Below are 26021 nucleotides of genomic sequence, written 5' to 3'. Positions count from 1 at the left end.
GTCCTTTTGCCCGCCAAGTCAAGATTGTGGTAAAAAGTACATCTAAAACGCACCCGCTCCACCACGCTCACCTACTGCACGCTTCTTCGTCCATAAGCCGCCATCAGGGGAATGCTGACAGCACACGCGCCGCCAACCAGCAGGAACGGAAGACGCGGATCGATGCCATACGTCCACCCGCCAATCACACCGGACGGAGAGATAAAGAGCAGGATCAGCACGGATAACAGCGCAAACACTTTTGCACGGTTCTCATCATCAATCGCGTTGGCGACCGCCGTCTCTAAGTATGGATAGGTCATCATCGTACCCACCGCAGCAATAACAGTACTCAGGCTGAGCAGCAGCAGATCGCCTTCTGGAGCCAGAATCAGCACGACATTCGAGATCACCGAGATGATAAATCCCCAGATCATCGTGCGCTGAATCTGATGTTCTTGAATCCGGGGCATCAGCCATTTCATAAATACCAGCATAATGATGGACGAGAATGCGGGAAATACCGAGATCAGTCCGCTGTCCAGCTGCAAATACTCCACCATAAAAATCGACACATACGTCGTCTTCACCGTTGTCTGAAAATGAAACAGAATGTACACGCCAAAAATCATCAGCAGCGCCGGATTGCCCAGCATGTCCTTCATGACACTGATATAGTCTTTCATGCCTTCAGCCACGCTCATGGATTTCGATTCTTCCATTTTTCGATAACCAATGTCCGTTTCACGAGTGGCAAAGTGCCTGCCGTAAAACTGGATCGTCATCAATATACAAGCCAGAACAAACATAATCCGCACGGCCGGTACGAGTGAAAAATAATACACCAGCAGTCCCCCCAGCGGCGCAAACAGTCCGCCGACAACGGCAATCAGCTGCAGCAATGTGAACACATAAGCACGTTCCTTCGGCTCCGTATCCTCAACCAGCAGACAGTAAAAAGCCGTATTCGGCACTTTTTGAAACCCGTTGACAATCGCGGCCACTACGAAAAACCAGAAGTTCTGGGACACGGCCCAGAGCAGCGTCGCCACCGTCCAGCTGAGGATATCAAAATACAGCAGCGCTCTTTTTCGGCCCATCCGGTCCGTCAAGTATCCGCTTAGAAATGAAGACAGCACCTGGACCATCAATCCGATGGAGGTAATCAGCCCAATCCCCGTCTCCGTTACACCGAGCTGATACATATAAATGGATGAATACGTGCTGAACATGCTGTAAGGAATCAGGAACAGCGGCTCATATATGAGACAGCCCCGCGCATTTCCCGTTAATTTTTTAGCTTGTGTAAACCCCATGTACCGCCCACTCCTGTGTCAAAATAAGAACAAAGGGCATTATATCCTGTTTTGGGTGGATATGACTACAACTTTTTCTTACCCTCTGACTCTGACGTCTCCGTTCTCGGAAGCCGCACCTCAATCGACGTGCCCCGGCCAGGTGATGACTGTATCTCTACCTGTCCCCGATGTGCATCTACGATGGCTTTGGCAATACTCATGCCAAGACCTGAACCGTCCATACTCTCCTCGGTGTTCGTGCCCCGGTAATAGCGCTCAAACAGGTTCCGCTGTGTTTCTTCATCCATCCCGACCCCGTCGTCCTTAACGAGGATGCTGACGCTATCAGCAGAAGACTTCACAGCCACGGTGACCGTAATCCCCGGCGGATTGTGCTTGACGGCATTGGATATGAGGTTATCCATCAGCCGGTTCAGCCATTTGGCACTGGCAGCGGTCATAACAGGATGCTCTCCGCCTTCATATTGAAAGGAAATCTCACCCAAGGTAGCATCATTCACATATTTCAAAACACAGCGGCGTACGAGTTCATTCAGATCCACCAGCTGCATCTCCTGCGGCCGGGCCGCATTCTTCAGCTGAAACACCAGCGAGAAATCGTTAATCAGCTCCAGCATATAATCTCCCTTTTCACGGATCACATGGCCCATTTCACGCAGCTCAGCCGCACTCCAATCCTCCGGCGCGCTCTCCAGCATATACCCATACCCCTGAATGGAGGACAGCGGTGTGCGAAGATCATGGGAAATCCCCGACATCCAATCCTCCCGGCTGCGCTCCAGCCGTTTGCGCTCCTGCTCTGTCGCAGCCAGCTGCTCGGCCATATCATAGAAGGAGTGAATGACTTCTTTGTAGAGCCGGTACCTCGTGCGGAGCTTCCCATTCTTACGAAACAGCTTCTTACGGTCCTTGGGGGTCAGCACCTCTTCATAAGATCCGCTGCGCATCCGTTCAAACCAGCCTGTAAACAACAGCAGCGGACGGCTGTAGCGATACCCGTGCCAGATGGACATGCCTACAGCGAGTGCCAGTACAGCCGCTCCCACCCACAGCACCACCTGAAGCAGCTGATTCATGATCGGCTGCTTCTCGATGACCTGACTCTGCGGCGTGTGATACACCCAGGTATTGCCGCTATCCTTATCACGGTACACGTTAACATGGGTTGAATACGTTCCCGGCTGCTCCTGCATGGTCATAAGCTCCAGCGGATGGTAGGCTTTTTTGCCGTCTGGAGATTTCCCTACCGTCTTCAGAATCGAGCCTTCTTCATTAATAACATGCAGATAGCCGCCGGCTTGATTAATATCGTCTTCAAAGGATTTCAGCTGCTCCGGATTCGGCAGGCCAGCCTGCTCATACGTACTGAACCATGACCGCAGCCGGTCAGAGCTCTCATCTACGCGTCCCAGCAAATACAGCAGCGGATCCTCGTAGATCAGATCCATCTGAGAGTCCATCGTATATTGCCCAAGCCGTCCCTCTTCCTTAATCTCCATCAAACTGCTGACAGAATAGGAGTCAGGCACATCTTCCGGTGTGTTGGAGCTGAAGATCACCTGGCCGCTCATGTCCACCACCTGAAGCCACATCTCCTGCTCCGCCAGCAGCTGCTTCCAGTGCTCTCCCAGCTGTACTTCGCCCTGATCGGTTACGGTTTCCGTGGTGATGCTTTCCAGCACCCCTGCATGAAGATTTTGCTGCATTTCCTCGTTCGCCAGATGCTTGATCAACACAAACAGCAGTCCAATGAGGAAAATAAATATAAATAGAGAGAATGCGATCAGCTGGTAGGTAAAATGGAAGGCTAATCTTCTGCGGAGCTTCATGCCATATTCTCCTTGACCAGCTTGTAACCCAGCCCCCGCACCGTGACCAGATGCCGCGGATCACTCGGGTTCTCCTCAATTCGCTCCCGGATCCGCCGGATATGTACCATCACCGTATTGTCTTCCCCCATGCCGTCGATTCCCCAGACTGCCTCATACAGCTGAGACTTGGAGAACACAACGCCGGGATGCTTGCAAAAATAAAGCAGCAGCTGGAATACCTGTGCAGGACAAGGTACAGGCTGACCGAGCACCCGAAGCTCTCCAGCGGTCTCATCAATCGCAAAACGCCCATATTCCCATACCCGCTGCGGCCTGGCTTCCGGCTGGCCGGCTCCTGATGAGGCTCCCCATGCACCGCGGCGCATGCGTGCTTTAATGCGCGCTGCAATCTCCAGCGGATTAAAAGGCTTCGTGATGTAATCATCACCACCCATGGCAAACCCGGTCAATACGTCGAGATCCGATGCTTTGGCCGTCAGGAACAAAATATGCGGACTGCCCAGAGCCCGCAGCTGCGGACAAATCTCAAATCCCGTGCCATCGGGCAGCATCACGTCCAGCAGCACGATGTCTGCGCGGCGCTTCTCCATCTCGCTCAGCGCTTCGCTGCAATTGGCTGCCGTATATATGCGGTCAAAGCCTTCCTTGCGCAGCACCATCTGCAGCATGCTGATGATGGCTGGCTCGTCGTCTACAATTAATATTTTGATATTGTTATGTTCCATGTTTTCCTCACCCGTTACTATGCTAGCACATCCAGCTTAACAGCAGCTAAACAACTGCTCTTTCTGATCTTTACAAGCTTAAGTCAATGGTAAGGTTCTGTTTCCATTCTCTTTCACTTGACCTCCTATACTGGGTTTAGAGAGGTGGTTAACGTGATGACAACGCAATACGGAACATCCCCAGCTAGATCGAAAGTGGTCGATGTGATTCGGGGGTTCAGCCTGCTGGGCATCCTGATGGCCAATATGCTGATTTTTCAATACGGTATATTCGGCAAAGATGAGCTGCATTTGTATGAACCTTCATTCCTGGACCGCATCAGCCATGATATGCTCAAGATTTTTGTGGAGGGCAGCTTTATGCCTATTTTCACTTTTATATTCGGGTATGGACTTATCAAAATGAAGCAGCACTTAACTGCTAAAGGGTTAAAATTCAAACGCACCCTGGTTCGCCGCTCCCTTTTGCTGATCATACTGGGCTTCCTGCATTCCTTCTTCCTGTGGGAGGGTGATATTCTGCTGTTTTATGGAGGTATCAGCTTCTTTCTCCTGCTGTTTGTGAACCGGCGGGTCAAAACGCTGCTGATCTGGGCTGGACTCTTCCTGCTGCTCAGTCTGGCCATCACCTACGGACCTGAAGCAGCATCCTCACAGGAGACCCGGCATATGGAGCAGTATGTACTGGATACGATGAACGTTTTCAGTTCTGGCTCATTCCTTGACATTATGGATCACCGTATGCATGCCGACCCGTTGGGTCTTCCGGGATGGGTGATGATTGTGGTCGTATTGGCATCTCCTTTCATGCTGGCACCGATGTTTCTGTTCGGGATGGCTGCTGCCAAACGAGGGAGATTCCAATCACCAGGAAGGGAGAAAAGGCTGTACCTTCGCGCCGCCCTGGTGATGGTGCCAATCGGGTTCACAGCCAAATCGGCTGGCGTTCTGCTGGGTCCGGCTCATGACTGGAGTTCCATGCTGTTTAGCGCAGGGGGCCAGGTTCTGGCATTGGGATATCTTTATGCGTTAGCTGTGATGTATGCATATTCTTCCAAACGCTCACTCCTGATCCGATCCTTTGAAGCCGTCGGCCGCATGTCGCTGACTCAATATCTGCTTCAGACCGTCATATGTATCTTCATCTTTTATGGGTTTGGCCTTGGTCTCTTCGGAAAGCTCGGAGTTCTCCCTGGGGTCCTGCTGACTTTGGTCATTTATGCCCTTCAGGCAGCTCTCAGTCTGTGGACACTGAAAAGATTCCGCTGCGGCCCACTGGAGAAGCTGCTGCGGATATTCACCTACTGGTCTTGGTCCGGCAGGCCCGGGTCCCCCAACATGAAATCCCCCAGCTCACGCGGTATAATGGACAGGATTGCACATCCGCCCGGGCAAGGTGCGGGTCAGGAGTGAATAAGAAGGAGGGTTTAACATGCTAGTAGTTACCAATACCATCAAGGTCAAGCCGGGTCACGGCAAGGAGCTGTCCCAGCGTTTCACGCAGAACAAGGGCGTTCAGGACATGCCGGGATTTATCCGGCTGGAAGTGTGGCATGAAGCGAAGGACGACGCGGATCACGAAGAGCTAAAAGTGTGCACGGTCTGGGAGAACGAAGAAGCGTTCAAAGGCTGGACATCCAGCGAATCCTTCCGTCAATCCCACCGCGGCGGAAGCAGCGAGTACATCATGGGTGCTTCCCTGAACAAATATGAGCTTCTGGTGGGCCATCCGGCGGCCGAGTAACGATGAACTTGAAGAACTGCAGCTTATAAAATGGTAATCACATCCCGCTAATCCCGTTTTCGGCTCACGCTGAGGCGGGATTTTTACTTTCTATGCATGTTTCCTGTATATACACACCCCCTTATCAGACCAAAAAAACGCCAAATTGGCTATTTTGCTTATCATCAGACTTTTTTTGGCATTTGATAGGAAACTTTTATGAGTGATGTAAACTTCATGTAAAGTATATCCGTTAACATGATCTTTTATATATTATCCTTCACATGGATAACCTATAGGCTGAACCTATGCATCTAACCTTAAAAGTCGATTTGAAAGGAGGAATCCCACACATGGAGAGCACTCGTGATTTTGTTAAAAAAATGAATGAAAATGCCGAGAAAGCCCGTCATAACAAAGAAAAAAATGGAAAAGGCAATCCCAGTGCCCAACTGCCGACCAAACAGCACAGTAAAAATCCATAGTCCCTGGAGAATGTCATCAGGCGGTCCAAATATGGACCGTCTTATTTGTACTATTTTCATATTCGTAATTATGCCATCAGTAGTTAAATAGTACAAATAATTAATCACAATGTATAAATTTTCACTTGCATCATGTCAGGTTTTTTGTAAAATACAACGTATTACATATTTATGAGCGAGGTGGACTTGTACAATGAATCTTACAGCTGAGATTTCTCAAGAAGCGGTATCGTACGTTCAGAACGTATTTGAAACCGTTCAAAAGCGCAATCCGAATGAGTCTGAATTTCATCAGGCCGTAAAAGAAATCGTGGACTCCCTGATTCCTGTTTTCTCTAAACATCCTAAATATCAAGAGGCTGGCATTCTGGAGCGTCTGGTTGAACCTGAACGAGTGATCAGTTTCCGCGTACCGTGGGTAGACGATCAAGGCAAAATACAGGTTAACCGTGGTTTCCGTGTTCAATTTAACAGTGCGATTGGTCCGTACAAAGGCGGTCTTCGCTTCCATCCTTCCGTAAACGTTAGCATTATCAAATTCCTGGGCTTTGAGCAGATTCTGAAGAACTCCCTCACAGGCCTTCCTATTGGCGGCGGCAAGGGCGGCGCTGATTTTGATCCTAAAGGCAAATCCGATGGGGAGATCATGCGTTTCTGTCAAAGCTTCATGACTGAGCTTTGCAAGTATATCGGACCCGACAGCGACGTGCCTGCAGGCGATATCGGTGTTGGCGCACGTGAAATCGGATTTATGTTTGGCCAGTACAAACGAATCCGCGGCGGACATGAAGCAGGTGTGCTGACAGGTAAGGGCTTGAACTACGGCGGAAGCCTGGGCCGGCCTGAAGCTACCGGATATGGCTGCGTGTACTTTGTGGAAGAAATGCTCAAATCCAAAGGCACCAGCTTTGAAGGCAAAACCGTGGTCGTTTCCGGTTCCGGTAATGTATCCACATTTGCTATTCAAAAGGCACAGCAGCTTGGCGCAAAAGTGGTTGCATGCAGTGACTCCGGCGGATATGTGTATGATCCGGACGGCATCTGCCTGGAAACGCTGCGTCGTCTGAAAGAAGTCGAGCGCAAGCGCATCAGCGAGTATGTAAAAGAGCGTCCAGGTGCACAATATACCGAAGGATGCCAGGAAATCTGGAACATCCCTTGTGATATTGCCCTGCCATGCGCGACCCAGAATGAGATCAATGAAGCTTCTGCAGCCATTCTGATCTCGAATGGTGTTAAGGCGATCGGTGAAGGAGCCAACATGCCTTCCACGCTGGATGCCATCGACCTGTTCCTGAAGAACGATGTCCTGTTTGGACCGGCTAAGGCAGCGAATGCTGGCGGTGTGGCTGTATCTGCTCTGGAAATGTCCCAGAACTCCATGAGACTGTCCTGGAGCTTCGAGGAAGTTGATGGCAAGCTGCATGAAATCATGAAAAATATCTATGAGAGCAGTGTAAAAGCTGCTGATCAATATGACTGCCCGGGTAACCTGGTTGTTGGTGCTAACATCGCCGGCTTCCTGAAGGTTGCAGATGCGATGCTCGCGCAGGGTATCGTCTAGTCATTGTTCAGGTGTTCTCACGATAAGACTGTTTTTCAAGCTTATTTCTATAAAAACAAAGCCAATTCTCTAAATAAGCCTGTTTTTCAGGCTTATTTTTTCTTTTTTCAGGAAAATCTTGCCTGAAGCAAGCATTTGAGAAGGTTTAAGCTTGAAATTCAGTCTTAAACTTGCTCAGCGGGAAAAAATGGGGTAAATAAGCTTGATTTTCAAGCTTATTTATTAGCGCCGCCGCTTCACTGACATGGTGACATACCAGGTGCATACTATAGTTGGTTTACCATACTTCGGTATGTGCCACACCCCCGATTGTTCGCCATACTTTCGGCTGCATGCCATATTGGTTTGCTTACCAACCTTTCGGTTGTGTGCCATGCCCTCATGAGTTCTCCATACCTGCCGGTTGTTGCCATACTCTCGGAGTTATAGCCATACTTTCCGGGGTATGTGCCATACGTGCCGGTTGTATGCCGTACCCTCGTATGTTCGCCATCGCCTCAGTTATTTACCATAACTCCTGTTGTTCGCCATACTTTCGGCAATCACACCTCCCGCCTCATAAACAGCAGCAAAGAGGCCATCCTCCTGGAGGACAGCCCCTTTGCCGCTTTGCTATACCTTTGCCTTATTCCTTACTTTACTCCTTACCTTACCCCTCACCTATACCCCTACAACCGCTTAAAAAATATCCATACTCAGATAACGCTCTCCGGTATCCGGGGCGATGCATGCCACACGTTTGCCCGGACCCAGACGTCTTGCTACCGTCATGGCTGCAAATACAGACGCGCCGGACGAGGGGCCAACCAAGATTCCCTCCTTGCGCGCCAGATCCCGCACGGTCTGAAGGGCATCCTCATCCGAGATTTGAATAATCTCGTTATACACCTCGGTGTTCAGGATGGCCGGCACAAACCCCGGGCTGGTTCCCACCAGCTTGTGAGGCCCCGGCTCTCCACCGGACAGCACAGGCGAGCCCTGCGGCTCCACAACCGCGATATGCAGGTCCGGCAGATGCCGCCGCAGCTCCTCTCCGGTACCTGTGACGGTGCCTCCGGTGCCGGCAGTGGCCACAAACGCATCCAGCTGTCCGTTCATCTGCTCCAGAATTTCCGGTGCGGTCGTGACCCGGTGAATGTCCGGATTGGCATGATTCTCGAACTGCTGAGGAATAAAGCCCCCTGGAATCTGCTCTTTGAGCTCCATAGCCTTGGCAATCGAACCCGGCATCCGTTGGCTGCTTGGTGTCAGCACCACTTCTGCTCCGTACGCTTTCAGAATGTTGATCCGTTCCTTGGACATGTTATCCGGCATGATCAGAATCGCCCGGTAGCCTTTGGCAGCCGCGATCATCGCGAGGCCGATCCCGGTATTTCCGCTGGTCGGCTCGATAATCGTGCCTCCAGGCTGAAGCAGCCCCTGCTCTTCTGCCGTATGAATCAGATTATAGGCAGCCCTGTCCTTCACACTGCCTGACGGGTTAAACATCTCCAGCTTCACATAAACATCAGCAGATCCCTCTGGCAGCATACGACCCAGGCGTACCATGGGGGTTCCGCCAATTAACTCAGCCACACTGTTGTATATTTTCATAGCCTAAAAATCTCCTTTAGTGATTTGCCAAATCCAGATGGCTCATAATCCGCTCTCGAACTGCAACAAAATCGGCACCATTCCGGTTGCGGGGGCGAGGCATCTCCGTAGAGATCCTCTCCACAATCTGTCCGGGACGCGGACTCATTACATAAATAGTATCTGCAAGATAGATGGCTTCGTCAATATCATGGGTGATCAGCAGGACGGTTTTACCCGTCCCTTCCCACAAACGGAGCAGCTCGTTCTGCATCGAAATTTTGGTGATCGCATCCAGCGCACCGAACGGCTCATCCAGCAGCAGCACTTCCGGATCGGTGACCAGCGCCCGGGCAATGGCTGCGCGCTGGCGCATACCGCCAGACAGCTGGTGAGGGTAATATTTTTGAAAGCCTGACAATCCGACTTTATCCAGCACTTCATTCACACGAATACTCCACTCTTTCTTGGAGACCCCGGAGAGCTCCAGTCCGAAAGCTACATTCTTGGCGACGGTCCGCCACGGGTACAGTGCATGCTCTTGAAAAATTAGCATTCGGCTGGGATCAGGAGCTGTTATCGGCGTTCCGTTTGCCTTGACGGCTCCTGTACTCGCGGTTTCCAGCCCCGCAATCATACGCAGCACTGTGCTTTTCCCGCATCCGGAAGGGCCAACGATGGCCGCAAATTCACCTTGGGCAATCGTAAAATCCACCTGGCTCAGCACGTTTAAGGAGCCGAAGGATTTGGATACGTTGTCGATCGCAATGGTCTGCATCTTAATCCTCACCTCCCGGTTTGACATAACGATAGCGAAGCAGCCGCTTCTTCAGCCCCTCCAGCAGAACCAGATCCAGCACGGCTGCAATCGTCCCGATCACAATGATGCTCATCAGCACGCCTTCCATATCGGCAACCTCACCACGCCATTTGGAGTAAAAGCCGAGACCGGCCATAGCGCCGCCTACCATCTCTGCGGCAATCAGGGAACGCCACGCATTTCCAAACGCCACCTGGGCTCCTGTAACGAAAGCCGGAAGGGATTCCGGCGCAAATACCTTGCTGAGCAGCTGACGGCGGTTTGCCCCCATCACCCGTGCAAGCTCCAGATGTGTCCGGTTAACGCCTTCTGTAGCATTCAGCACCGACAGCGCCATCGGAAAGAAGCTGGCAATGATGATGACTGTAATGATCGTCTTGCTTCCAAAGCCTAATAAAATAACGAAAAAAGGCACCCAGGTGATCGGCGGGATCGCCTGCAGAATCGAAATCAAACTGCGAAGATATACGGCAAAGCCTTTGGAGACACCGCCAATTAAGCCGAGCAGTGCACCGAACAGGCAGGCCAGCGGGTAGCCCCACAATAAGCGAAACAGACTGTCTCCAATATGACCCCGAAACTCGGGATCCTGAATGCTGTTAAACAGACGGACGAACACATCCGGTACATCCGGCAGCAGAAAAGATGGAAGAAAAAACGCGGTAACCTGCCAGATGGCAAGAAGGCTCCCGACTGCAAGCAGATAGGGGAGCACTTTTCGCCAAAAGGAGCCTGGTTTGGGCTGGGTCCGCGTCACTTTCGTGTTGGAAGGAATCACCCGAAACTCTCCTTTATATCAAGTTATAATTTACTGTTGGTCCTGCCAGCTCAGATCAATAATGTCCTTCACGTTCACGTCTTTCTCAAGGACACCCTGGGATTTCATCATATCCGAAATTTCCTGCATCCGGGTCATTTGATCCGGTGTGATATCCCAGTTAAATACCTGGGTTTCAATCGCTTGCTTAATCACATCAACAGATTCAATTGTGCCGCCATGATGCGAATGCATCGTATCGGAATCGACGAAATGCTTCATGATCAGGGCTGCGGATTTCTTGGGATCGTCCTGCAGCATTTCAATCGCTTCTTTCTGAGCGTCGAGCAATTGATTTACGGCATCCCGGTTATTCTCCAGATTCTCATCGGTCGTGATGACAACCATACATGGGAACGGCCAGACTTTGCCGACTTCATAGATTTGCTTCGCACCCATCGTATGGGTCGCAATGCTGTCGTAAGGCTCGAATACAAAAGCGGCGTCCACCGCTCCGGAAGCCAGAGACTGAATGGCCTGTGCCGGATCCACGTAAACCATCTGCAGATCTTTATTGGTCAAGCCCGCTTCATCCAGAACGACGCCATTCAGCACGATGTCAGCTGTGCTGCCTTGGCCCTGCGAGGCCAGCTTCTTGCCTTTCAAATCTTCAATCTTGGATATCCCGCTGTCTTCCTTGACAAGCACACTGTGGAAACCAAGCTGTGCACCGCCGACGACCTTCACGCCAGCCCCCTTGGAAGCCCAGGAAACCGCATTCGTAAAGCCCAGAACGCCGGCATCCACCTGCTTGCCGACCATCGCCTTAATCAGGTCAGTGCCGCTCTTGAACTGCTGCATCTTGACATTCAAACCGTGCTTCTCGTACAGCTTGGCTTCATACGCCAGCATAGCCTGCGCATCATCCATGACATTCAAGTATCCTACAACAAAATCGGTCTTGTCCCCGCTTGCGCCAGAGTCATTACCACCGCTTCCTTCTTTCGATCCGCACGCGGTGACCGCCAGCATAGCAAGCAGCAGCAGACCTATAGTCAGCCCTCTTAAACCTCGGGCACTCTTTCTCATGTTTCTTCCTCCTCTAATATAATCCCTATAAACCTTCTAGGATTATAAGGATATTGATCAAGCTTGTCAATCGATTTATGATTTCCACCCATTATGCTATTCTTGATCATAACTACACACAGGATAGGCATGCAGGTTGTAATCGAGGAGGATGAAATATGAATCAACCCTTTATGCTGCCGGAAGAAGCCGGTCCCGTCCTGCTTCTGGACCGGAGTACAGAACTGCACGTACACGACGTTCTGGGCTCCTTTGCACTGGATGAACTGCTGGGCAGACAGACCGGTATGGGCGGCCCCGCCATCTGTCATATTTGGCGGCATCCACAGGCGTTCGTGATGGGTGTTCGGGACAGCAGGCTGCCGTTTGCGGAACAGGCAGCTGTGCATCTTCGCCGTCAAGGGTATGACACGGCTGTACGTCATTCCGGAGGTGCTGCCGTCCCCCTTGATGCCGGTGTTGTAAATCTGTCGCTCATTCTCCCCTTGGGTTCCGGCAAGGAGAACCGTGATTTCCATCCCGCCTTCCAATGGATGGCGGAACTGATCAGCGAGGCTTTGAAGGAAACCGGCAGGCGCGTGGATACGGGCGAAATCAAGGGGGCCTTTTGTCCTGGTACATTCGATCTCAGCATAAATGGCCGTAAATTTTGCGGCATCGCCCAACGACGGCAGAGCAAGGCCTTGATTGTTCAAGCCTTTGTCATATGTGAGGGTTCCGGATCAGAAAGAGCTGCACTCGTCCGCTCTTTCTACAATCAAGCTGCCGAATCGGTTGACCTCGGTGATTATCCCCAGGTCGTAAGCGAATCGACCGCAAGCCTCCAGGAACTGGCTGGCATGGGTTCTCTCGCCTCTCTAAACTTTACTAACCTGATCAAAGGAATTATCCGCGGTCAGCAGGACCATTATGGACCATCAGCCATGGAGGATGCTGCTTCCCGGCTTCAGCTGCCTTCGCCGGAAGTCCTGTCAGAGATGACAAGCTCCTTGAGACAGCGTTATACCTCATGAAAGCAGGGCCCTGGAGAAGTTTATTCTCCAGGGCCCTGCTGGTTTCGCTGACACTTTGCTCTAATGACTCTCCTGATGCTCCCGATCCGGTGCAGTCCTGCCGTAGGTTACATCCGCGCCCTCTGTAGGGGCAGCCCAGTACACCGCATTTCGGAGTACCTGAATGATCTCGGGCTGGTGATACGTCGGGAACGTCTCATGCCCAGGACGGAAATAAAAGATTTTGCCTGTACCTCGGCGGTAGCAGCAGCCGCTGCGGAATACTTCACCGCCTTCAAACCAGGAGATAAACACCAGCTCATCCGGTGCCGGAATTTCGAAGCGCTCCCCGTACATCTCTTCCTTTTCCAGCTCAATGTAGTCACCAAGCCCACTTACAATAAGGTGCCCGGGCTCCACGACCCACAGCTTTTCTTTCTCGCCGTCATCCCGCCATTTCAGCGCCTGTGTGTTTGTGCCCAGCAGCTCGGTAAATATTTTGGCACCGTGACCGGAATGAAGCACGATCAGTCCCATGCCATTGAGTACCTTCTGGCGGACCTTCTCCACGATCTCATCCTGCACCTCGCCGTGGGCCATATGCCCCCACCAAAAGAGTACATCGGTATTATCCAGCACCTCATCGGTCAATCCGTGGTCATGATCATCCAGTACAGCCGTACGCACTTCCAAATGTTCGTCTTCCCTGAGATAACCGGCAATCGCCTGGTGGATGCCTTCCGGATATATTTGCTGGACCAGGGGATTTTGTTTCTCATGCCGATACTCGTTCCATACCGTCACTTGGATGGTATTCATTGTTTTGAAAGCCTCCTTCTGCGTGTAAACCTACTATTATAATTGCGCAGGTTTTAGATGCTTTATCCCGATACATTACCCATTTCTCTGGTAGGATGACGCTGGACTCACAATATCCCTTGTTATCCGCCATCTGGACCTTACGAGGGAAACCGTTTTCCTGGTTTCCATTGATTTAGTGCATGGTTTAACTTACAATTTTATATAGGCCTATGTCCGTAGTAAGAGCCGCGACAGGGGGTTTCCCAATGAAATGGAATCATTTCAAATCCAAACTTCTATTAAAATACACATTATCTTATATTGCGATTTTTCTTATACCTCTTGTCATTCTGACCTTTTTTATCTATCAAAATGCGGTGAATACTCTCCGTTCCGAAATCGAACAGAGCAATGTCAATCAGCTGACACAGGCCAAGACCATTATTGATAACGGCATCAAGGGACTGCAGGAGACCGCCTCCCGCATTTCTTATGATGAACAGCTCACCAGCTACCGGACTCACCATCCTTACTACAGCCTGGAAGCGATCGATGCCTTATTCCAATATAAAGCGACCAGCTCGATTGCTGATGAATTGTTCCTGTTTTTCCGGGGGGATGACCAGATCTTCTCGTCACGCGGTCAAGAGAATCTGGATGTGTTCACCAATCATTACCGGTTTCAGACCTGGGATGCCGAAGATCTCATCTGGGATTTGAATACGGTTCCTATTCCGCAGATTCGTCCGGCAGAGCAGGTGGATCAGGGTTCACGCTCCTATGAATCCATGCTGGCTTATCTCGTCCCGATCACACCGAACAGCACGACCCCTTACGGAACAGTGATGTTCTTGATTAATGAATCGAGTCTGACCAATCTGATTGATTCCATCCTGAGTGATTATCACGGATTAACTCTAATCTATGATGATAATGGACAGGTTCTGGCTGCGAACTATCATGGAGAAACGATCACTCCGGAAAATGTAACTGCCCTGTTCACGCTGCAGCCCGGCACGCACAGTCTTATGCTAAATCATGAGCAGCATTCGGTCGTCTCTGTAAAATCAGATAATGGCTGGACGTATGTGACCGCGATGCCAAGCAGTCAGTTTTTCAGCCGTATTGTCCATATCCAGACTGTGTTTGTACTGATCTTTTCCATGGTTGTAGTGATCGGTACCATTCTGGCTATGATTTTGGCACGGAGACAATACCATCCGATCTCGGACCTGCTGGAATTTGCCAAATCCAGCACGTCAACCGAAGCCTCCCCGCCCGGCAACGAGCTGGAGTGGATCAAGAACACGCTTCGCGAGTTCAGCCAGCGGGTGGATCTTCAGGAGCCGTATGCGCGTGATCATGCGCTGCTTGTTATGCTGAAGCACGGACATACCGAGGAGCTCACCCGGGAGTTTAAAGAAAAACTGGGCATCCGTTTTCACGAATCTCACTATTTTGTCATCTGCATGAGCTGGGAGAACAAGGACGCTTACGATGCGGAACATCCGGATCGTGAACCGGTTCTGCATCTGGTGAGTGAAATCAGTCTCCCGTCTTACGGCGCTCACGCTTACGGCCTGGAGCTGCCGCAGCCCAACCAGCTTGCCATGATCGTGGGATTCGATATCACTTCGGATGACACAGATACCGTGAACGAACATATGGAATCGATCGTTGGGGCTTTGATCACCCTGGTTGCCGATGAGACTGACCTGACTCCAGCCGTCGGGGTGGGCAAGGTATATGACAGCTCGGAGCAGTTGAACCAGTCCTATATTGAAGCCTCCACCGCTTTTGAGGCCTCTATCCTTCACGGGGAAGGCAGTGTCACTTTCTTTAATAAGCTGCTGTCCGAAACTTCCGATTCCTCATTCTGGGTGCCTAAGGATGTTCTCCTGAAGCTGGTACAGAGCTTGAAGCAGGGAAGCTACGATGTGGCAGCACAGATGATTTCTACGGCTTTGAATAACCTGAAAGAAGAGAAGCCGGCCGTCGCTCTGCTGCGCTGCATCTGCTTTGATATTTTGAATACAATGCTGAAGACGGCTTCCGAGCTGGGGATCCATCATGTCATTCACCAGATTCCGCAGGTTACCTCTTTTGAGACATTGGAGGAATTGGAGCGGAAACTGACAAGCCTCGCCGCCCAAATCTGTGAAGAAGTGAAAGACAAGAGCGAAACCGAAGAGAGCTCGCTCATGGATCAGGTTGTCGAATATATTGATGAAAATTATACGGATTATGATCTCAGTCTGGGGTCCATCTCTTCCAAATTTTCGATCTCTTCTTCTTATTTCAGCCGGTACTTTAAAGAAAAAGTAGGGATTAATTTCTCCCAGTACATCTGGCAGAAACGTATGGATGAGGTAACCCGCCAGCTGCTGCATACAGAGGATCCGCTGAAGGACATTATCACCAGGGTTGGTTATCTGGATACACCGAACTTTATCCGTAAATTTAAAAAGGAAACAGGCGTCACACCCGGTCAGTACCGCAAGCTGCATAGTGCCAACGCAGTCTCCGGAGATGACGAGGATGAGGAAGATACGGATTCCTGAGGGCGGGCCATTGAAGTTATAAGTCACCCCTCAAGTTGGCTCCGATGGCAAGTGTTCTTACGACAGCTGTTGCCTCCAAAATCACTTGTTACCTCCGCTATAGAAAAGCACTTCTAAACTCTTGCTTCCTCTGTCGGCAGAGAAAAATAAAGACATGACGTTGTGCCGGGATCATCTCCCTCACACACTGTCATGTCTTTTGTTATTTTCTAAAACCCATTAATGGCCAGTGTCTTAAGCCAACTCTAACGGACACTCAGTCCGTTAGATCACTTGGAAAGCCTCTATCCGGCCCTAAATCATGCTCTAACGGACTCTATGTCCGTTAGAAACTGAAGACCCCTGTATTTTCGGCTTTAACGGACTGTATGTCCGTTAGAGCGAAATCGAGCCGAAATCGCATTCACTCGTTCACCGTAACCTCGCAGCCTTTATGAAACGGGTATATCCCGGAGCAATAAAGCTAATGACCGACTGTGTATTCACATGTTATTCAATACTTCAGTCTATATAACACAAATCTACTTCTTCAATCCCTCGTACATCGCATGCAGCAGTCTGCCGGTCTTGTCACAGCTGTATTCCCAGAACATTACACCGGCGAGGCCCTGCTCTTTGACAAAGTCGCATTTCCGCGCGATGGACTGCTCGTCATCATAGGAGATGAGCCTGGATCCGTTGAACAGATAAGGCGCACAAGCTTCCTCATCCCAGTGACGGGTATAGCCGTTTTTGTCGATATAATCTGCCGCCAGCTCCGTGTAGTCAGGGCCATAACCGCCGGTCGTGCCCGCCATCTGGTGCAGTCCCTTATTGCGGTCCGGAACACCGTTCCAGACACGGGAATAGAACGCTGCCCCGATCACGATTTTATCCTTCGGTACACCCGCCTGATGGAACAGCTTCACTGAAGCTTCTACACTGATGCGGAACAGATCGCCTGTCGGCGTGTAGAGGTTGGTATGGTGACCAGTCAGCACCTGAAATCCACCGCGCATATCATAGGTCATCAGCTGAACGAAATCCAGATACTTCTGAACCTCCTCCATCTCCGTACCATCGATATAATACTGGTCGGCGCCGGCAGCAATCGTCAGCAAATAATGCCGTCCGTCCTCTTTGCCCTTCTGATCCAGCGCTTCACGGATCGTCTTCAGCAGCAGTGTGAAATTCTGCTTGTCTTCCGGTCTGGATTCAATTTCGGCTTCACCGTAGCAGGGATATTCCCAATCCAGATCGATTCCGTCAAAAGGAAATTCATTCAGCACACGGACCGCAGATGCCGCCATGGACTGTCTTCCCGCTTCAGTGGAAGCTGCTTCGGAAAATCCGCCGGCACTCCATCCGCCGACCGACAGAAGCAGGGTGAGCTCCGGATGGCCGCGCTTGATCGTTTCCAGGACTTCACCATTTTTCAAGTGTGCAGTGGTGATTTCATCATTCTTAACATGGCCGAAGGCTACATTCAGATGCGTCAGCTTGCGCAGATCTTCCATCGGAATATCAGGCAGCACATGATCAGATGCATAACCGGCCGCTATATAGGTTGCGGGCATATTAATCGCTCCATTCGAAAGTAGGTTTATGTGTTCATGAGTAGGTTTATGAGTTCAATTGTATAAAAGTCTGCAGCGCTTCCTTACCCATCCCGATCTTGTAGCCCGAGGCGGTATAACGGATTTCATCCTGAGCATCGATGACGAACAGATGCGGGTATCCCGCTTCACTGGCTGCGCTGTTTGGAATGAAATTCGGGAGTGCCGCATAACTGTCATCCTTGACGAACACGGTGTCCTTCGGCAGCTTCGGGTACTGTACCGGGGAGAATGAAGATGTCCATTCTTTATGACCGATCAGCAAAATGACAGGAATGCCCTGCTGTTCAACGTATTCCGCCAGCTCACCCAGCTCTCGCAATAGATGCTTGCTCGGTTCCCGTTCCGGTTCCAGCCAGGCTGCCAAAGCGCCTTTGGTGCCAAGCAGTTCGCCGAGCCCTACATCACTGCCATCCAGTGTGGTGAGCACACTGCTTCGGTCGATCGTGCCAAGCACCGGAATGCCTTCCTGAACGTCACGGAAGGTGAGCATGACTTCACACAGCTCGCCTGCACGTACCGTCACATAGATGAAACGGACATACACGGAGCCATCCTTCAACCGTACACCGGAGGTAATCCGGTACGCACCCGGTTCCACCTCAAACGGCTCATCGTACACATCGGTTTTACCATGAGGATAAACCAGTGTTTTATAAGCACCGTTCTCGAGACGGGCAAACGTAAAGGTTTGTTCATAAGATGCCTCCGGCGTATCCGGTCCGGCAGCGGGATCACGGAGAAGCTGAAGCCGTCCCCACTCGCCAGGCTGCTCCTTATGCTTGAAAGCATTAGCGAACATGGCATCCATCCAGCGGCTGCCTTTAGCATACTGAGGCTTCTGCTCGCTCGGATGCAGCCTTGCCGGAATACCCAGGCTTCGGGCCGCAGCGACAAACAGAATGCCCAGCGACATCTCATCCCCTGCTTTCATGCGGAACGTGCCAAGCGGATTCCCTCTGCCCTTCAGATTCGGTATGTCTTCCCTGAAGGTATAATCCTGCTCCAGCACCTGCGCAAGCTTCTGAGGGTCGGCCCGGAAACCTTCCGCTTCCTCTGACGTGAAAGCTTCACGGATTTCACGTCGGTAAGGTACGATCATTTCCTGCAGAACTCTTGGACAGAGGATGTAGTTGGTGAACATCTCCTCTGATGTTTCCTCCCGGTAGCGCAGAGCGCCGGTCAGATGATTCTCCAAAACCGGAATGAACGTATCTGCCAGATCCTTCTCATTCAAACTTTCCAACAGACGCAAAGGCCACTCTCCGTATGCTTCAGCATACTGCTGAAGAAACGCCGCGATCTCATGTCCGTTGCCTCTTGCCTTGCGGATCACATCCCATACACGGTCTTCCGGAAGCCCGGCAGTACGCGCGATGTCTGCTGCAGTACCCCTGCCCGGAAAGGTCGCCTCAAAAGCATTCCGAATACCGGTTCCCTCTTCCAGACGTTCATTATGCCGACGAATCTGTGCATCGGTCAGATCAGGTACAGGCTCACCTTCCCGCTCGGGAGGCGGTACGAGATCCAGATCTTCCGTTCCTACCGGCTGCTCCCGGGTATCCAGAATGAGCTCGACCACTTGTCCGGCATCATCCGGGGTGTTCTTCACTTCATGCCATACGCCGTCTTTCACGGCACGGATGACCAGATCGCCGAGACCGGTTTTAAACGAGGCTTCGCCCCGCTCGTCAGTCGGCAGAATGGCGATCGGATACAGCTCTGCCATGTTGTACAGCTCGAAGCGGACTTCTGCTCCCGTTACGGGACGGCCCAGGTCATCCTTGACAGTAACCTCAATCGTACGGGTCCTTGCATAATTCTCAAGCACATTGATTTCCGTGAACCACGGATCAGCCAGCGTGATATTCTCCGGACCGGGATAATCTCCAAAAATCCGGGTATTGATCAGCATTGCCCGGCGTGCCGGAGGTCCAAACCAGCCTTGGTTCAGACGGGCTTCCGGTTCACAGGCACCGATGAAATACCATTCTCCATCCGCCCAGGCCTCCACCCAGGCGTGATTATCATCACAGTGGGCCCAGCGCGGCGTATAAATCTGGCGTGCAGGAATTCCGATACTGCGGAGGGCCGACACCGCAAGGGTCGATTCCTCCCCGCAGCGTCCTCTCGCCGTACGCATAATGGTCAGCGGTGACATGGTCCGCAGATCGCTGCCGATATAGGTTGCTTTTTCATGGCACCAGTAGTTCGTCTCCAGAATGGCATCCTGCATGGACAGCTTGGCTGTGCGCTCTGCAAGCTCGCTGTACATCAGGCCCCGGACATCCTCAATGTTTTCCGTGTTTACCCGGTAGGGCAGGACGAAATGCAGGAACAGCTCATCCGGTACCCGCTGGCCCCAAGGCACCCGGCGGCGGATGTCCAGCGTCTGGCGGACATGATTCAGGAACAGCTCCCCATCGTAATCCGCCATATCATTCACCGGCATATAGGCGTACAGGTATTTCAAAGCCCTTACTTCTTCCTCTGTCAGATCCTGATCGAAAATATGGAACAAATCATGTTCCCGGGGGCCTGCCATGTGCCGCTTTTCCTCAAACTTGGCGTCCAGCTGCGACATTTGCTCCTTCATATCCTTACTCATTCCTTCCACACCTTTCCGTCTTCCCGGATACAGAATATGGACGTTCCGTCTGAAGCCGGTACCGTGATCTGGAACAGCCCGCGGGTGATTTCAATTTCCGGATGGATGCTCCAGTCATCATCACCCATCAGCAGCGCAAGGTCAGAGGTGAACTTGCCGTGCGTTTCGAAGTGATTCCGCTGACGGTAGTACAGCTTGCGCAGCTCCCATTTGATCTTTTCATCTGCAGGCAGCTGAAATATCTGCCTCTTGCCGTGCTCATCATCAAACACGACATAACCCCAAAGCTCGGGATAGTGCATATTAATAACGCCCTGCGGCGACCATACCCAGTTGTCCTCAGGATAAGGCTTGCCGGTGTCGGGATTGATCACCTTGCGGTATTCCCCGTCCACGACCTCGGTCTGCCATTCCACGCGTGAGAAGTTTACACGCCAGAACTCACCCGCTTTCGGCTGACGCCCATCCTTGGCGCATTCCTTCAGACTGGTCCATGGCATCGCGATCTCGATGCTCCATTTGCGGTTATCTGCTGATGGATTATTCAGCTCGCCGTCAATATGGACAGCGGTCTTCAATCCGCTGATATCCCAGCTGTTCACCGGCGGTCCGCCATCACGGTAAGGCTGCACCAGCAGCAGATCCCAGACCGTATTCAGGGCATTGATTTCAAATTCATAGTATTGATGCGTATCTCCATCAGGATCAATAAAGATCTCGAAGTCATTATCATAAAAGATCACGGAGTCCCGCTCGGTCAGCGTGGCCCAGATCTGATCCTCGATCAGCTCAGCGCCGAAGTAGAAATACTCGTCATCCCAGAGCATTTTGACCCGGGTCTGCTTGGATGGTTTCGGACGGACGTCCCCCTCAATATCGATGAAATCTTCCGTCCAGTCCGCCTGGCTCCAGAAGGGCTTATCCAGCCTTCCGTCCAGCTCCAGCGGCTCCTGCGCACGCCGGCAAATATAATGCTTGGGAGCGTATTGTATCTTTGGCTCCGGTACACCGCTTCGATTCATGTTCATCCCCCGCTTGTTTTAAATGATTTCGCTAGTTATGAGTGACTACAGCACCCGATCCGCCGTACATCTCCAGTTCTTCTTCAAGCTCCAGCTTCAGAACAGTAACCTGCTCGTGGGTATCCTCTGATGTCATGTAAATCCAAGTGGTGCCCGGGATATTGAACCAAGGTACACCGCCGTGAATATCATGCTGAAGTTCTTTTCCTGAATGCAGCACTGTAATTTTTTTAATAGGGCTGCTCAGACCTTTAAGGCATACATTCTCTTTGGGATCATCGTACACAAACAGATAGAGCGTCTTCCGATCCTCAGATACCGTGCTTCCGCCGGGATAATAGCGGGTCATGATGCCTTCTTCGGTACCAAACACCGCCTCTTCATGTGTACGGATCCAGTCACCCAGCCCCAGCAAAATAGCTTCCTGCCGCTCATCGACTGTTCCGTCCTCACGGGGACCGATATTCAGCAGCATATTGCCGCCGAGCGAAATACAGTCACAGAACATGCGGATAATCTGATTCAGCGACTTGTATTTGTTGTCATCCGGCACATAACCCCATGAGGTGTTGATGGTCGTACAGAACTCCCATGGACCTTCCGGTCTTGTGATCGGAATTCCCTGTTCCGGTGTCTTGTAATCACCGTGGCCCTGAAGCCGGGAATTGATAATCAAATTTGGATTAAACGTCAGCAGGTACTGCTTGAATGCCGGCAGATTCCACTGCTCCGCACTCCGCTCCCAGTCTCCGTCGAACCAGAGCAGGTCCACCTGGCCATAATCACCGAGCACCTCGCTCAGCTGATTATTGTTGAACTCCAGGAATTGCTGCCACTTGGCCTCATCTTGTATGCCGTCTACAGGGCTGGAAAACCGGTTCACCGTGCTGAGATCCTCCGGAACCCGCCCGCCTTCATATACGCTCGGATAGTCAGGGTGTGACCAGTCAATCAGGGAGTAATACATCCCCAATCTCAAACCGCGGGCGGTAATCGCTTCAGCGTACTCTTTCACAAGATCACGGCCGGCGGGGGTTTTCTTGACCACATTCAAATCACTGTATTCGGTATCCCACAGCGCTACACCGTCATGATGCTTGGTCGTCAGCACCGCATACCGGGCTCCGGATTTCTCAATAAGGTCAGCCCAGGTTTCCGCATCAAACTTCGAAGCCGTAAAGCCATCCATCTGCTTCATATATTGGTCGTACGGGATTTTTCCGTTATAAAAAGACCACGATTCGGCCACACCGTCTACGGCATAAATGCCGTAGTGGATGAATATGCCGAGCTTTGCTTTTTCGAACCATGTTTGCATGAAGAATGCACCTCGATTTAAGTAGGCTCTGGGCAGGATCCCTGCAAACTGAGCCCGGATATCCTCTGTCCTTGCTGTGATTTACATCAGGCGGAACACATGAGCAATCGGTGCCGCGCCTTCCGTTTCCTGTGCCGGCAGATTGACGGTAATCCCGCTGTCCGTACGGCTGAATGCCAGTCCTTCCGGACCTCCGACCAGATCCACACGCTGAACGTCACCTTCTACTGGAAGATGAACTCCACCTGCAGCCTGTTCACCCTCGGCATACAGACGGAACGCATAAGAAGTGTCGTCTTTTTTCGTAAAGAATACATTACCGTCACCGTTAAAGTAAGGTGCGCACAGACGCGTGCCGTAGATGGCTTCGCCATACACGTTCAGCCATGCACCCAGACCTTTAATGCGTTCAATCGCGGTTTCGGAGAGACGTCCGTCCGGCTGCGGTCCGACATTCAGTGCCAGGTTGCCGCCTTTGGCAACGACCTCCACCAGCAGATGAACGAGCTCGCGCACGGACTTGTATTTATCTTCATATCGGAATGAGAATGAAGTTCCCAGCGTGATGCAGCTCTCCCAAGGAACATGGATCGCATGATCCGGCAGCGTCTGCTCTGGTGTGATCAGGTTCTCGTAAGGGCCGCCTACTGTACGGTCAGCTGACAACAGCCATGGCTGGATTTTGCGTGCTTTTTCTACGGCTTCGCCCAAACGGATATTCTGATCCTTGTAGTCATTGACCCATCCGGCATCCAGCCACAAGACATCAATCCGTCCGTAATTGCTCATCAGCTCCATGATCTGTTCATGGGTGAACTGAACAAACTGCTCCCACAACCATGGATATTCCTGCGGATCGTAGCTTGGTCCGCGGGAAGTGAAGGTACCTGCCTTCATGCCCGGCGCCCAATAATATGGCGTATGCCAATCCGCTTTGGAGAAATAGGCGGAAATGCCGAGACCGCGGTCACGGAACGCATTTAACAGGTGCTTTGTGATATCTGCGTATTTATGTGTATGGAACGGACAGTCCTTGCCTGTTGTGCGGTAATCGGTCGTATGCGTATCCCACATGCAGAATCCGTCGTGATGCTTGGTCGTAAAGTTCAAATATTTAAAGCCATTGTCTTTGGCCAGGTCCGCCCACAGCTCGGGCTGAAAGCGAATCGGATTAAACGTTTTGTTCAGGTCAAAATACTGCCGCTTCAGTTCCGTGCTGTCTACATCCCAGTCGATTCCGTCCCGGGACCAGTCCCCGTCGTCATCGCTGAGCGCCCAGGATTCCACCATGCCGAGCTGGGAATAAGGACCCCAGTGCATCATCAGACCCAGCTTCTGGTCCTTGAACCATTCCAGGCGTTCCAGCAGCAGCGGATCCTCTGGCTTGACCCAGTTCTCTTCGCTGCTGTAGTTATGTACGCCGTGCTCGATCATTTCCTGTTCTTGTACTTCGGGATTGTTCTCGCTCATAATATACCTCCGTTAAATGGTACCGGCTCGATCCGGCTTGATGATGAAACTTGATGCTGATTTCCCGGTGATAAAAATAAGAGCCAACGCCCGGCCGCAAAGGACCGGGATATGTTGGCTTCTTTTGTATTTTATGATGGATTCATTCTTACTCTGCTGCTGGCGTAGAATTCCAAGTGTCGTAAGCTTCCTGGTAAAGCTCTACCAGACGATCTCCGCCCATTTTCTTCACTTGTGCTACATAGTTATCCCAGTTGGACATTGGTTCTTGTCCGGTAACAAACTTCGCTTCCATCTGCTTCACGTAAGTGTTCAGATCAGACAGCAGTGCAGATGCTTCGCTTTGCTGTTCGTTGGTCAGGTACACGTTCGGGAATGGTGTTTTCGCGATCGGAACCAGTTTCTCCTGGTTCTGCTCGTCGATCCAGTCATCGAACTCGTTACGCAGGCCATTCGTCAGCTCAGGAATCTTGATGCCTGGAGTCAGCATGCCATAGTTTGGCGTGATGGTTCCGCGGTATTCTTCACGGTCACCGCCATTTGGTACAGGCAGCCATTCTTTAACCAGGTTTTCCTTGTCTTTGTACTGCCACATCAAGCCTTCCGGCCCTTGGTCAAACAGGGTGTTACCTTCGTAGCTGTACAGGTAGTCAACCCAACGCATGGTTGCTTCCGGATGCTTGTTTGCGCTGGAGATGGCAAAGGTGCCGTTCGCAGCCATACCCGGGTGCTTGCCGTATACCGGGCTGCCTTCGATTTCACTCGCCACCGGTGTCATCATCGGATGGTCTGCATTTGGCTCGCCGCCCATGGTGAAGTACGGATGGTAATCGCTGAACAAGCCGATTTGATTGTTTTTACCTTTAGCTTTCTTTTGCTCATCGGTTTGGGAGAAGGTTTCATGGTCAAGCAGTTCTTCTTCCCACAGACGGTTCATGAATGTCAGGTAGCCTTTATATCCTTCTTCCTGGAACGGATAGTGAACGTTTCCGTCCTTGTCTGCATAGATGTCCTCGTTATACATCCCCCAGAATCCGAAGAAGTACATACGGATGTCGTCAAGCTTTACGGAAGACAGCGGGATTTCGTCCTGCTTGCCATTGCCGTTCGGATCTTCTTCTTTAATTGCCTTCAAGTATGCGTACAGCTCTTCAGTTGTTTTAGGTTCTTCTTTGCCCAAAGCTTCTAGGAATTTACCGTTGTACCATACCGGTCCTCTGTACCATACAGCTGTCGGATCGATAAACGGCAGTGCGTACATATGACCATCCGGTGTTGTGAAGGATTTACGTACATCCGGATTCTCATCCAGCGCTTTCTTGATGTTTGGAGCATAACCGCCGTCAATGTAACCTTCCAGGGGAACCAGGACGCCCTGTGTACCGTAGGTTACCTGCTCGGCAGGCTTCAGGTCAGCTGCATAGAAGAAATCAGGCAGGTCGCCGCTGGCGAAAACCAGGTTCTTCTTGGTAGCAAAACTGTCGATCGGTGAGAGCTGATACTCGAGCTTGATGTTGGACAGCTTCTCCATTTCCTGCAGAACCGGCATCGTGTTCCAATCAGCCATTCCTGCATCTTGTGACATGACTTTGAGCGTTATCTGTTCCTCTACAATGGGAAAGCCTTCTTTCTTTACGCCTTCGGCCGAATTTGACCCTTCAGTCGTGGTACCGCCCTCACTGCCGGATGAACCGCAGGCAGCCAATACGCTGGCGGACATCATGAGACAGAGCAGAATGGATGACGCTTTACGAAGCTTCTTCATGACAACAACTCCCCTTTTTAATTA

Annotated in this window: 20 protein-coding genes; 6 read left to right on the top strand and 14 right to left on the bottom strand. The window is 51.4% G+C overall.

The window, feature by feature from the left end:
- Positions 1–71 precede the first annotated feature (71 nt).
- The 3 genes from HII30_RS01500 to HII30_RS01490 form a co-directional block, all read right to left on the bottom strand.
- On the bottom strand, positions 72–1295 hold the full coding sequence (locus HII30_RS01500) for an MFS transporter (RefSeq protein WP_169503149.1): 1224 nt from the start codon (positions 1293–1295) through the stop codon (positions 72–74).
- A gap of 65 nt (positions 1296–1360) precedes the next feature.
- Entirely contained in the window at positions 1361–3127 is a 1767-nt protein-coding gene (locus HII30_RS01495; RefSeq protein WP_169503148.1) for a sensor histidine kinase, read from the bottom strand.
- Entirely contained in the window at positions 3124–3855 is a 732-nt protein-coding gene (locus HII30_RS01490; RefSeq protein ID WP_169503147.1) for a response regulator transcription factor, read from the bottom strand. The genes HII30_RS01495 and HII30_RS01490 overlap by 4 nt, the downstream gene beginning before the upstream one ends.
- Before the next feature lie 156 nt (positions 3856–4011).
- Between HII30_RS01490 and HII30_RS01485 the strand changes: the two genes are divergently transcribed.
- From HII30_RS01485 to gdhA, 4 genes are all read left to right on the top strand, one after another.
- Complete coding sequence (locus HII30_RS01485) at positions 4012–5268, top strand: DUF418 domain-containing protein (RefSeq protein WP_169503146.1); 1257 nt, start codon at positions 4012–4014, stop codon at positions 5266–5268.
- 19 nt (positions 5269–5287) lie between these two features.
- Positions 5288–5599, top strand: coding sequence for an antibiotic biosynthesis monooxygenase (locus HII30_RS01480; RefSeq protein WP_169503145.1), 312 nt, complete (start codon positions 5288–5290; stop codon positions 5597–5599).
- A gap of 332 nt (positions 5600–5931) precedes the next feature.
- Entirely contained in the window at positions 5932–6063 is a 132-nt protein-coding gene (locus HII30_RS01475) for a DUF4023 family protein (protein ID WP_169503144.1), read from the top strand.
- A gap of 193 nt (positions 6064–6256) precedes the next feature.
- On the top strand, positions 6257–7627 hold the full coding sequence (gene gdhA, locus HII30_RS01470; RefSeq protein ID WP_169503143.1) for an NADP-specific glutamate dehydrogenase: 1371 nt from the start codon (positions 6257–6259) through the stop codon (positions 7625–7627).
- A gap of 678 nt (positions 7628–8305) precedes the next feature.
- Here the strand turns inward: gdhA and cysK are convergent.
- Genes cysK through HII30_RS01450 form a run of 4 tightly spaced genes read right to left on the bottom strand, consistent with a single transcriptional unit; the run spans position 8306 to position 11865 of the window.
- Positions 8306–9220: a cysteine synthase A gene (gene cysK, locus HII30_RS01465; protein ID WP_169503142.1), complete on the bottom strand. Its 915-nt coding sequence runs from the start codon at positions 9218–9220 to the stop codon at positions 8306–8308.
- A 16-nt stretch (positions 9221–9236) separates the two neighbouring features.
- Positions 9237–9977 carry an ABC transporter ATP-binding protein gene (locus tag HII30_RS01460; RefSeq protein WP_169503141.1) on the bottom strand — a complete coding sequence of 247 codons (741 nt, stop codon included), beginning with the start codon at positions 9975–9977 and terminating at the stop codon, positions 9237–9239.
- A 1-nt stretch (position 9978) separates the two neighbouring features.
- Positions 9979–10797: an ABC transporter permease gene (locus HII30_RS01455; protein ID WP_343045036.1), complete on the bottom strand. Its 819-nt coding sequence runs from the start codon at positions 10795–10797 to the stop codon at positions 9979–9981.
- A 30-nt stretch (positions 10798–10827) separates the two neighbouring features.
- Positions 10828–11865 carry an ABC transporter substrate-binding protein gene (locus HII30_RS01450; protein WP_169503140.1) on the bottom strand — a complete coding sequence of 346 codons (1038 nt, stop codon included), beginning with the start codon at positions 11863–11865 and terminating at the stop codon, positions 10828–10830.
- Between the two features lie 158 nt (positions 11866–12023).
- On the opposite strand from HII30_RS01450, the gene HII30_RS01445 reads away from it, so the two are divergent.
- Positions 12024–12878 (top strand): lipoate--protein ligase family protein, encoded by an 855-nt coding sequence (locus HII30_RS01445; protein WP_169503139.1) that lies wholly within the window; start codon positions 12024–12026, stop codon positions 12876–12878.
- 60 nt (positions 12879–12938) lie between these two features.
- On the opposite strand, the gene HII30_RS01440 is transcribed toward HII30_RS01445, so the two are convergent.
- Positions 12939–13676 (bottom strand): ThuA domain-containing protein, encoded by a 738-nt coding sequence (locus tag HII30_RS01440; protein WP_169503138.1) that lies wholly within the window; start codon positions 13674–13676, stop codon positions 12939–12941.
- Between the two features lie 248 nt (positions 13677–13924).
- Here HII30_RS01440 and HII30_RS01435 point away from each other — a divergent pair, with 248 nt between their 5' ends.
- On the top strand, positions 13925–16219 hold the full coding sequence (locus HII30_RS01435) for a helix-turn-helix domain-containing protein (protein WP_169503137.1): 2295 nt from the start codon (positions 13925–13927) through the stop codon (positions 16217–16219).
- Between the two features lie 521 nt (positions 16220–16740).
- Here HII30_RS01435 and HII30_RS01430 read toward each other — a convergent pair.
- From HII30_RS01430 to HII30_RS01405, 6 genes are all read right to left on the bottom strand, one after another.
- A complete protein-coding gene (locus tag HII30_RS01430) occupies positions 16741–17775 on the bottom strand; it encodes a glycoside hydrolase family 18 protein (RefSeq protein ID WP_169503136.1) in 1035 nt (344 codons plus the stop codon).
- Between the two features lie 46 nt (positions 17776–17821).
- Positions 17822–20422, bottom strand: coding sequence for a transglutaminase domain-containing protein (locus tag HII30_RS01425; RefSeq protein WP_169503135.1), 2601 nt, complete (start codon positions 20420–20422; stop codon positions 17822–17824).
- The gene (locus HII30_RS01420) at positions 20419–21444 is read right to left on the bottom strand and encodes a carbohydrate-binding family 9-like protein (protein ID WP_169503134.1); all 1026 of its coding nucleotides are present in this window, start codon (positions 21442–21444) and stop codon (positions 20419–20421) included. Before HII30_RS01420 ends, HII30_RS01425 begins: the two co-directional genes overlap by 4 nt.
- Positions 21445–21475: 31 nt before the next feature.
- Entirely contained in the window at positions 21476–22762 is a 1287-nt protein-coding gene (locus tag HII30_RS01415; protein WP_169503133.1) for an alpha-L-fucosidase, read from the bottom strand.
- A gap of 81 nt (positions 22763–22843) precedes the next feature.
- The gene (locus tag HII30_RS01410) at positions 22844–24232 is read right to left on the bottom strand and encodes an alpha-L-fucosidase (protein ID WP_169503132.1); all 1389 of its coding nucleotides are present in this window, start codon (positions 24230–24232) and stop codon (positions 22844–22846) included.
- 148 nt (positions 24233–24380) lie between these two features.
- A complete protein-coding gene (locus HII30_RS01405) occupies positions 24381–25997 on the bottom strand; it encodes an extracellular solute-binding protein (RefSeq protein ID WP_169503131.1) in 1617 nt (538 codons plus the stop codon).
- Between the last annotated feature and the right edge of the window lie 24 nt (positions 25998–26021).

It is taken from the genome of Paenibacillus lemnae (genome assembly GCF_012933385.1).
In the GTDB taxonomy this organism is placed as follows: Bacteria; Bacillota; Bacilli; order Paenibacillales; family Paenibacillaceae; genus Paenibacillus_AQ; species Paenibacillus_AQ lemnae.
Note: the sequence above shows the minus strand (reverse complement) of the source record. Positions and strands in the feature narration are given on the sequence as shown.